Source organism: Polaromonas sp., from assembly GCF_031411155.1.
Classification (GTDB): Bacteria; Pseudomonadota; Gammaproteobacteria; order Burkholderiales; family Burkholderiaceae_C; genus Polaromonas.
The window spans coordinates 1-9241 of record NZ_JANOAL010000102.1 but is presented as its reverse complement, the minus strand read 5'-3'; the positions used below and the strand labels follow the sequence as shown (position 1 = coordinate 9241).

The 9241-nt window shown below is 59.8% G+C and carries 9 protein-coding genes and 1 tRNA gene; all 10 read right to left on the bottom strand.

Translation table 11 applies throughout. The features are described 5' to 3' along the window. Positions 1–47: 47 nt before the first annotated feature. Positions 48–124 (bottom strand) — tRNA-Pro (locus RMO23_RS07250). A gap of 36 nt (positions 125–160) precedes the next feature. Then, positions 161–643, bottom strand: a complete 483-nt coding sequence (locus tag RMO23_RS07245; protein ID WP_309679956.1) for a MerR family transcriptional regulator — start codon at positions 641–643, stop codon at positions 161–163. 173 nt (positions 644–816) lie between these two features. Further along, positions 817–1152 (bottom strand): integration host factor subunit alpha, encoded by a 336-nt coding sequence (locus tag RMO23_RS07240; RefSeq protein WP_309679954.1) that lies wholly within the window; start codon positions 1150–1152, stop codon positions 817–819. A 41-nt stretch (positions 1153–1193) separates the two neighbouring features. Next, positions 1194–3632 carry a phenylalanine--tRNA ligase subunit beta gene (gene pheT / locus RMO23_RS07235; RefSeq protein WP_309679952.1) on the bottom strand — a complete coding sequence of 813 codons (2439 nt, stop codon included), beginning with the start codon at positions 3630–3632 and terminating at the stop codon, positions 1194–1196. 21 nt (positions 3633–3653) lie between these two features. Further along, on the bottom strand, positions 3654–4718 hold the full coding sequence (pheS, locus tag RMO23_RS07230) for a phenylalanine--tRNA ligase subunit alpha (RefSeq protein ID WP_309679949.1): 1065 nt from the start codon (positions 4716–4718) through the stop codon (positions 3654–3656). A 139-nt stretch (positions 4719–4857) separates the two neighbouring features. Further along, positions 4858–5217, bottom strand: a complete 360-nt coding sequence (rplT, locus tag RMO23_RS07225; protein WP_011483030.1) for a 50S ribosomal protein L20 — start codon at positions 5215–5217, stop codon at positions 4858–4860. Positions 5218–5242: 25 nt separating this feature from the next. Next, the gene (gene rpmI, locus RMO23_RS07220; protein ID WP_309679940.1) at positions 5243–5446 is read right to left on the bottom strand and encodes a 50S ribosomal protein L35; all 204 of its coding nucleotides are present in this window, start codon (positions 5444–5446) and stop codon (positions 5243–5245) included. Between the two features lie 266 nt (positions 5447–5712). Further along, positions 5713–6315 (bottom strand): translation initiation factor IF-3, encoded by a 603-nt coding sequence (gene infC, locus RMO23_RS07215; RefSeq protein ID WP_309679958.1) that lies wholly within the window; start codon positions 6313–6315, stop codon positions 5713–5715. Between the two features lie 76 nt (positions 6316–6391). Further along, on the bottom strand, positions 6392–8299 hold the full coding sequence (gene thrS / locus RMO23_RS07210) for a threonine--tRNA ligase (RefSeq protein ID WP_309679938.1): 1908 nt from the start codon (positions 8297–8299) through the stop codon (positions 6392–6394). Between the two features lie 98 nt (positions 8300–8397). Next, positions 8398–9241, bottom strand: an 844-nt coding sequence (aceA, locus tag RMO23_RS07205) for an isocitrate lyase (RefSeq protein WP_309679937.1), incomplete at its 5' end; no start/stop codon positions are given.

Sequence of the window (9241 nt, the reverse complement as noted above, 5' to 3'; positions counted from 1 at the left end):
AAAAAGGCCTCTAGGTATCGCTACTTAGAGGCCTCTGTACTGTCTAATGGTCGGTGTGAAAGGATTCGAACCTTCGACCCCTTGCACCCCATGCAAGTGCGCTACCAGGCTGCGCCACACACCGACAAGCCTTGAATTATAACGCGGCGCGAAGTGGACCTCAGTGCGTTGCGCTCAGCAAGTCGCGAATTTCGAACAGCTCACGGCGAACCAGTTGCAGCCGCTGCAGCGCGAGACTTGCACTGCTCATGTCGGTCGAGCCAAACTGGCTGTCGTCAAAGTCCATGACGGAGTCGTCAAAATCGGGCGGCACGGAGTCGCCGGCGTCCAGCACGTCGACCCCATCCAGCATCACCTCGCCGTTGCGCCGCTTGTCCCTGTCGATCTGAACGATTTCGTGCAACTTGTTGCGCGCGCCGCTGATGGTGAAACCCTGGTCGTACAACAGGTCACGAATGCGGCGAATCATCAGGACTTCCTGATGCTGGTAGTAGCGGCGGTTACCGCGTCTTTTCATCGGCCGAAGCTGGGTGAACTCCTGCTCCCAGTAACGCAGAACATGAGGTTTGACGCCGCACAGATCGCTGACTTCACCGATGGTGAAGTAGCGTTTGGCGGGAATGGGGGGAAGGGCCTTGTCCAATTAAATCCAATTAAATCAATGCGCTAAAGAGGAAACCTCCAAATCTACTCTAAGTCGAATCTTAGCGCAAAGGGTTGCCGGAGTTTTTTCATGGGTGTTGTTCGGTCACACGTTGAAACATCCGCCGACCATGCTGGATAAGTCGTGCCGCCCGGCCGCCCCTGGCGGGCAATTCAGGCTTCTTGCTCAGCGACGCTGTCGCCCTGGATCTGGTCCTTGAGCTTGTGGCTGGCATGAAAAGTCACCACCCGGCGCGCCTGGATGGGAATGGCCTCGCCGGTTCGCGGATTCCGCCCTGGGCGTGGGGCCTTGGTGCGAATCTGGAAATTGCCAAAACCAGAGATCTTGACATCGTTTCCGTCCACCAGGCTGTCTGAAATCAGGTCAAAAAACGCGTCAATCATGTCTTTCGACTCGCGCTTGTTGAGCCCGATCTGTTCGAACAGCAGTTCGGCCAGGTGCGCTTTGGTAAGCGCCGGGGTTTCCAGGCTTTCGACAGAAAATTCCATGGGACTATCCTCCGGGAGGCTGTGTTTTTGTTGTAGAGGCATCAGCTGCGCAGACGGGCCTGCAATTGATTCTGCAGATTTTGCAGCACGGCCTGAACCGCCGCATCAATATTTTCATCGGTCAGTGTCGCAGTGTCGCTGGACAGCACCAGACGCACGGCCAGGCTCTTCTCACCCAGCTGCATGCTGGCATTGGCCTGCAGTGGCCGATAGACGTCGAACAAGGTCGCGTCCTTGAGCAGACCCTGCAGGCTTCCCGCCTCGAAGGCCGAATGAATGGCCTTCATCATCGCGGCATGCGTCACGCTTTCCGGCACGATCACGGCGATGTCGCGCTCCACCGGCTGCAGCTTGCTGACGGGCTTGAAGAGCGGCACCGGGCGCAGCAACACGGCGTCAAGTTCCAGATCAAACAGCAGCGGCGCCTGGGCCAGCTCATAGCCCTGCCGCCATTGCGGATGCAGCTCGCCGACAAAGCCGATCGGCCGGCCAGCCACCGTCACGCGGGCGCAGCGGCCAGGGTGCATGGCCGGATGGGCGGCCGGCGCAAACTCGGCCTGCAGTGGGGCCAGCAAGGCTTCAACGTCGCCCTTGATGTCAAAAAAGTCCACCGCCTTGTCGGGCTGGCCCCAATGCAGCGTGGCGCGCGGGCCATAGGCCAGGCCGGCAAGCCGCATCGGCTGGTTAAACCCGGCCACGGTGGTGTCGGTGTTCTGGCTCTGCGCATCACGCAAGAACACCCGCCCCAGCTCAAACACGTTCACACGCGGGGCCTTGCGGTCGAGGTTGAACTTGAGCACCTGCAGCAGAGAGCCCAGCAGCGAGGAGCGCATCACGCTCATCTGGCTGGCGATCGGGTTGAGCAGGCGGATCGGATTGGCGTTGCCGGCCAGCTCGTGCTCCCAGCGCTCGTCGACAAAGCTGAAATTGATGGTTTCCTGGTAGCCCAGCGACGCCAGCGCGCGGCGCACGGCAAACGGGCTGCGCTCGGCCTCGGGCCGGATTTTGGCGGTGATGGGCGCCAGCGGTGGGGTGTTGGGCAGCTGCTGGTAGCCGACCATGCGCACCACTTCCTCGATCAGGTCTTCCTCGATCTGCAGGTCAAAGCGGTAGCTCGGCGGCGTCACGATCAAAGTGCCATCGCCCTCGCTGACGGAGAGGTCCAGACGCTGGAGCGCATCCAGGCACTGCGCCTGCGTCAACGGCATGCCGATGACTTTGGCCGCACGCGCGACGCGCAGGGTGACCGCGCTGGGCTGGGGCAAATTCACCTGCGCATCGTCCATCGGGCCGCACACGGTTTCTGGCGTGCCGCAGATGTCGAGAATCAGCCGGGTGATGCGCTCCAGGTGTTCGACGGTCTGGCCGGGATCGACACCGCGCTCAAAACGGTGGCCGGCATCGGTGGAAAAATTGTAGCGGCGTGAACGCCCGGCAATCGCCTTGGGCCACCAGAATGCGGCTTCGACATAGACATGCCGGGTGTCATCAGAGACCGCGGTCGCGTCACCGCCCATGATGCCGGCCAGGGATTCGACCTGCGCGTCATCGGCAATCACGCCGACTTTTTCGTCCACCGTCACGGTGTTGCCGTTGAGCAGCTTGAGCGTCTCTCCCGGCTTACCCCAGCGCACATCGAGTCCGCCGTGAATTTTGTCGAGGTCAAAAATATGCGAGGGGCGACCCAGTTCGAACATTACATAGTTGGAAATGTCCACCAGCGCCGTCACGCTGCGCTGGCCGCAACGCGCCAGGCGGTCCACCATCCAGGCGGGGGTCGCGGCTTGGGTATTGACGTTGCGCACCACGCGGCCCGAGAACCGGCCGCACAGGTCGGGCGCGCTGATCCTGACCGGCAAACGGGTCGCGTCGGCCACCGCCACGGCCGGAAACGCAGGCGTCTTCAGGGGCGCGCCCGTCAGCGCTGCGACTTCGCGTGCGACACCGTAGACGCTGAGGCAGTGCGCCAGATTGGGCGTGAGTTTCAGGGTAAACAAGGTGTCATCAAGCTGCAGGTGCTCGCGGATGTCCTGGCCCAAGGTCGCGTCAGCCGCCAGTTCCAGCAGACCGCCTTGGTCTTCAGACAGTTTGAGCTCGCGGGCCGAGCAGAGCATGCCCTGGCTTTCAACGCCGCGCAGCTGACCCACCTTGATCAGGAAGGGCTTGCCATCCTCACCCGGAGGCAACTCTGCACCCACCATGGCGCAAGGCACCTTGATGCCGACCCGGGCGTTGGGGGCGCCGCAAACGATGTTGAGCAGGCTGCCCTGCCCCACATCGACCAGGCACACCCGCAGGCGGTCGGCATTGGGGTGCTGCACCGCTTCCTTGATCTCGCCCACCACAATGCGGGTGAAAGGCGGTGCCACCGGCTTGAGTTCTTCGACCTCCAGCCCGGCCATGGTCAGGGTATCGGCCAGTTGCTGGGTGGTGAGGGGCGGGTTGCAGAATTCGCGCAACCAGGATTCTGGAAATTGCATGTTGAGGCCTTGTTCTTTTTCTTATGACTGGAACTGGGACAGGAAACGGATGTCGCCATCAAAGAACAGGCGCAAGTCGTTCACGCCATAGCGCAGCATCGTCAGGCGGTCAGGCCCCATGCCGAAGGCAAAGCCGATGTATTTTTCCGGGTCCAGGCCCATGTTGCGCACCACGTTCGGGTGCACCTGACCCGAACCCGCGACCTCCAGCCAGCGGCCCGCCAGGGGCCCGGTCTGGAACTGGATGTCGATCTCGGCACTGGGCTCTGTGAACGGGAAAAAGCTGGGACGAAAGCGCAGCACCAGGTCATCGCTTTCAAAAAAGGTGCGGCAAAAATCGGTGAACACAAACTTCAAGTCCTTGAAGCTCACGTTCTCGCCAATCCACAGGCCTTCGCACTGGTGAAACATCGGAGAATGGGTGGCGTCGCTGTCAACGCGGTAGGTGCGACCGGGTGCGATGACACGAATTTCAGGCATGGCACCGCCTGCGTCAATCAGCGCTCGGTGTTTTTTGACATGCTGCACCGCATGGCGGATCTGCATCGGGCTGGTGTGGGTGCGCAGCAAATTGGGCGCGGCTTCAGTGCCGCCTTCCACATAAAAGGTGTCGTGCATGGAGCGCGCCGGATGATCCTCGGGCGTGTTGAGCGCGGTGAAATTGAACCAGTCGGTTTCAATCTCGGGGCCCTGCGCTACCTCAAAACCCATGGAGCCAAAAATGGCTTCAATTCGCTCCAGCGTGAGCGACACCGGATGCAGGCCGCCCTGGGCGCGTTGCCGGCCGGGCAGGCTGACGTCCAGCGCCTCGGCTTTCAGCTGCTTTTCCAGTTCGGCATTGGCCAGGCCCTGGCGGCGCTCGTTCAGCGCGGCTTCAATCGCCTGCTTGGCCAGGTTGATGGCGGCGCCGCGGGATTTTTTTTCTTCAACGCTGAGGGCGGCCATGCCCTTCATCAACTCGGTGACGCGGCCCGATTTGCCCAGAAACTGCGCCTTGGCATTTTCCAGATCGGCGGGCGTCAGGGCCTGCGCAAAACTGGTTTGGGCGCTGCTGACCAGCGCATCGAGGGCATCGGGTTGGTTCATAAGTTCTTTTGTGCGGACTAGGGAAGTGACGGCGCTACCATGCGGAAAATCATGAAAAAGGGCCAGAGCCTTTTCAAGCTCCAGCCCTTTATTCTCGTGCGCAAGCAGCTATTAATTTAATAGCATGTTGCCCTGAAAATCAGGCGGCCAGCTTGGCTTTGACCTGCTCGACGATGGCGCCGAAAGCAGCGCTGTCGTGAATCGCCATATCGGACAAGACCTTGCGGTCAATCTCGATACCGGCTTTTTTCAGGCCATTGGCAAACTGGCTGTAGGTCATGCCGAAAGAACGGCTTGCAGCATTGATACGGGCGATCCACAACTGGCGGAACACGCGCTTCTTGGTACGGCGGTCACGGTAGGCATACTGACCGGCCTTCATCACCGCTTCTTTGGCGATGCGGAAGACGTTACCGCGGCGGCCGCGGAAACCTTTTGCAAGGGCTAAAACTTTTTTGTGGCGGGCGCGAGCCGTTACACCACGTTTGACGCGAGGCATGTGAGTACTCCTTGTTCGTCGTTAATTAAATGCCACGGCCTGGCAGCATCTGTGCCATGTGACCCATGTTGGTCTCATGAACAGCTGTTGTTCCACGCAGATGACGTTTGTTTTTGGTGGTCTTCTTGGTCAGAATGTGACGCTTGAAGGCTTGACCGCGCTTGACGGTGCCACCAGGACGAACGCGGAAACGCTTTTTAGCGCCGCTCTTGGTCTTCATTTTGGGCATGTGAATGCTCCTTTTCATTTGTGCTCGTGAGGCGCTGCGAACCTTACGCAGACTTGATGGCCCCGAGCCACTTGTTAGTGGCGAGTTTTGACGCTTGCCACTTGTTAGTGGCGAGTTTTGACGCTTGCCACTTGTTAGTGGCGAGTTTTTAACCTCGCCACTTGTTACGCAAAAGGTGTAAGCCCTTTACTTTTGGAAACCGGCTTATCACCGGCTTTCACAGGAGCGCCGTGCGGCATCCCCGAATCTTTGGCACGCCCCGGCCGTCAGGCCGAAGCGGCCGGTGCCGTGTCTGCCGCCGGCTTGGCACCGGGTTTCTTGCGGCCCGGCGCGATCATCATGACCATCTGCCGGCCTTCGAGCTTGGGGAACTGCTCCACCAAAATCAGATCGGCCAACTCGTCACGAATCCGCGCCAGCAGGGCCAAGCCCAGTTCCTGGTGCGTAATTTCACGACCGCGAAAGCGCAGGGTAATCTTGCACTTGTCGCCATCTTCCAAAAAGCGCTTGATATTGCGCAATTTGATGTTGTAGTCACCATCGTCAGTGCCGGGCCGGAACTTGATTTCCTTGATCTCGATCACTTTTTGCTTGGACTTCGCTTCCGCCGCCTTTTTCTGCTCGGCGTACTTGAACTTGCCGTAGTCCATCAGCCGGCACACCGGCGGCACCGCCGTGGGCGAGATCTCGACAAGGTCCACGTCCGCTTCACCGGCCAGGCGCAGGGCCTCCATGATGCTGACAACGCCCAAAGGCTCGTTGTCGGGCCCCGAGAGTCGAACTTCAGGAGCCATGATTTCACGGTTCAAGCGGTGCTTGCGTTCTTCGCGGTGACGGCGGTCACGAAATTCAGTAGCGATGGCAATAATCCTTCAATGCTTGCTATAAAAGCTATAGCGGCTTGCGCCCGTCCTGCTTGGACCAGAGGCCGAAATCATCATGAAATCAGGCTTTTTGTGCAATGTCGGAGGCAATTTGCAGGGCAAACGCCTCAAGCGACATCACGCCAAGGTCTTTGTTGCCCCGGGCGCGCACTGCAACCGCGCCAGCGGCCTTCTCTTTGTCGCCTACGACAAGGATGTAAGGGAGCTTTTGCATGGAGTGCTCCCGTATTTTATACGTAATTTTCTCATTGCGCAGGTCCAGGCTGACCCTAAGCCCTTGATTTTGCAGCGTTTTGGCCACTTCCCGGGCGTAATCAGCCTGGGAATCGGTGATATTGAGGACGGAAACCTGGTTTGGCGCCAGCCAGGTCGGCAGCGCGCCGGCATGCTCTTCGATCAAAATGCCGATGAATCGCTCCAGGCTGCCCACAATCGCTCGGTGCAGCATCACCGGACGATGGCGCGCACCGTCTTCGCCCACGTATTCGGCGTCCAGCCGCTCGGGCATCGAAAAATCGACCTGCATGGTGCCGCACTGCCACTGGCGGCCAATCGCGTCTTTCAGCGTGTATTCGATCTTGGGGCCGTAAAACGCACCTTCGCCGGGGGAAATTTCATACTCGCAGCCAGACGCCCGCAAACTTTCGATCAGCGCTTGCTCGGCCTTGTCCCAGCTCTCGTCGGAGCCAATGCGCGCATCGGGCCGCGTCGCGACCTTGTAGATGATGTTCTTAAAGCCGAAGTCGGCGTACACCTTTTGCAGCAGGGTCGTGTAGTCCACGCATTCCCTGAGGATCTGCTCTTCGGTGCAGAAAATGTGGCCGTCGTCCTGCGTGAAGCCGCGCACCCGCATGATGCCGTGCAACCCGCCCGTGGGCTCGTTGCGGTGGCACTGGCCGAACTCGCCGTAGCGCAGCGGCAGGTCGCGGTAGCTCTTGATGCCCTGCTTGAAGATCAGGATGTGACCGGGGCAGTTCATCGGCTTGAGCGCGAAGTCACGCTTCTCGCTCTCGGTCGTGAACATGTTGTCGCGGTACTTGTCCCAGTGGCCGGTTTTTTCCCACAGTCCCTTGTCCAGCAGTTGCGGGCCCTTGACTTCCTGGTAGCCATTGTCCTGGTAAACCTTGCGCATGTACTGCTCAACGCCCTGCCACACCGTCCAGCCCTTGGGGTGCCAGAACACCAGGCCAGGCGCATGGTCGTCGATGTGGAACAAATCGAGCTCTTTGCCCAGCTTGCGGTGGTCGCGCTTTTCGGCCTCTTCCAGCATGGTCAGGTACTGCTGCAACTCATCCTTGGTGGCCCAGGCCGTGCCGTACACACGTTGCAGCATTTCGTTGTGGTGGTCGCCGCGCCAGTAGGCGCCGGCCACTTTCATGAGCTTGAAAAATTTCAGCTTGCCGGTGCTAGGCACATGCGGGCCGCGGCACAGGTCTTCAAAATTGCCTTCACGGTACAGCGACACGTCCTCGTTGGCGGGAATGCTGGCAATGATTTCGGCCTTGTAGTGCTCGCCCATGCCTTTGAAATAGGCCACGGCTTCGTCGCGCGGCAGCACGCGGCGCGTCACCGGCTCGTCCTTGGCGGCAATCTCGGTCATGCGCTTTTCAATCGCCACCAGGTCGTCCGGGGTGAACGGGCGCTTGTACGAAAAATCGTAGAAAAACCCGTTTTCAATGACCGGGCCGATCGTGACCTGCGCGTCCGGAAACAACTCCTTGACGGCATAGGCCAGCAAGTGGGCCATGGAGTGGCGAATCAGCTCCAGCCCTTCTGCATCCTTGGCGGTGATGATGGAAACGGCACTGTCCTGACTGACAAGAAAGCAGGTATCGACCAGCTTTCCATCAACTTTTCCGCCCAGGGCCGCCTTGGCCAGGCCGGCACCGATGGATGCAGCAACCTGGGCCACCGTCACCGGTTCGGAGTAGTCGCGTGTGGAGCTGTCAGGAAGTGTGATTTGAATCATGGTTTCGAAAACAAAAATAAAAAAGCGCGGACGAGCCGCGCTTAAAAGCATAAAGCCGGAATGGCGCAATTTTACGCCGCGCCGGCTGTCATCTCAGCTCAGTGGAACTGCTCTTCTTCGGTCGAGCCGGTCAGCGCGGTCACGCTGGACTTGCCGCCCTGGATCACGGTGGTCACTTCGTCGAAGTAACCGGTGCCGACTTCCTGCTGGTGCGACACAAAGGTGTAGCCGCGGTCGCGCGCTGCGAATTCGGGCTCTTGCACCTTCTCGACATAGGCGGTCATGCCGCGCGCCACGTAGTCCTGGGCCAGATCGAACATGTTGTACCACATGGAGTGGATGCCAGCCAGGGTGATGAACTGGTACTTGTAACCCATCGCGCCCAGTTCTTTCTGGAACTTGGCAATGGTGGCGTTGTCCAGGTTTTTCTTCCAGTTGAACGAGGGCGAGCAGTTGTAGGCCAGCATCTTGCCGGGATGCTTGGCGTGCACGGCATCGGCAAACTTCCTGGCGAACTCCAGATCGGGCGTGCCGGTTTCGCACCACACCAGGTCGGCGTATTCTGCATAGGCAACGGCGCGGCTGATCGCCTGCTCCATGCCTTTTTTGGTTTTGTAGAAACCTTCCGCGGTGCGCTCACCGGTCAGGAAAGGCTTGTCGTTTTCGTCGTAGTCGCTGGTCAGCAGGTCGGCGGCTTCGGCATCGGTACGGGCAATCACCAGGGTAGGCACGCCGCAAACGTCGGCAGCCATGCGGGCAGCGATGAGTTTCTGGCAGGCTTCCGCCGTTGGCACCAGCACCTTGCCGCCCATGTGGCCGCATTTCTTGACGGAAGCCAGCTGGTCTTCAAAGTGAACGCCAGCGGCACCGGCCTTGATCATGGCCTTCATCAGTTCAAACGCGTTCAGCACGCCGCCAAAACCGGCTTCTGCGTCGGCCACG

Coding starts and splice junctions, on each gene's coding strand:
- RMO23_RS07240 (WP_309679954.1), bottom strand. CDS start 1,152: ATGGAATTTTCTGTCGAAAGCCTGGAAACCCCGGCGCTTACCAAAGCG.
- rplT (WP_011483030.1), bottom strand. CDS start 5,217: ATGCCTCGCGTCAAACGTGGTGTAACGGCTCGCGCCCGCCACAAAAAA.
- thrS (WP_309679938.1), bottom strand. CDS start 8,299: ATGATTCAAATCACACTTCCTGACAGCTCCACACGCGACTACTCCGAA.
- rpmI (WP_309679940.1), bottom strand. CDS start 5,446: ATGCCCAAAATGAAGACCAAGAGCGGCGCTAAAAAGCGTTTCCGCGTT.
- pheS (WP_309679949.1), bottom strand. CDS start 4,718: ATGAACCAACCCGATGCCCTCGATGCGCTGGTCAGCAGCGCCCAAACC.
- pheT (WP_309679952.1), bottom strand. CDS start 3,632: ATGCAATTTCCAGAATCCTGGTTGCGCGAATTCTGCAACCCGCCCCTC.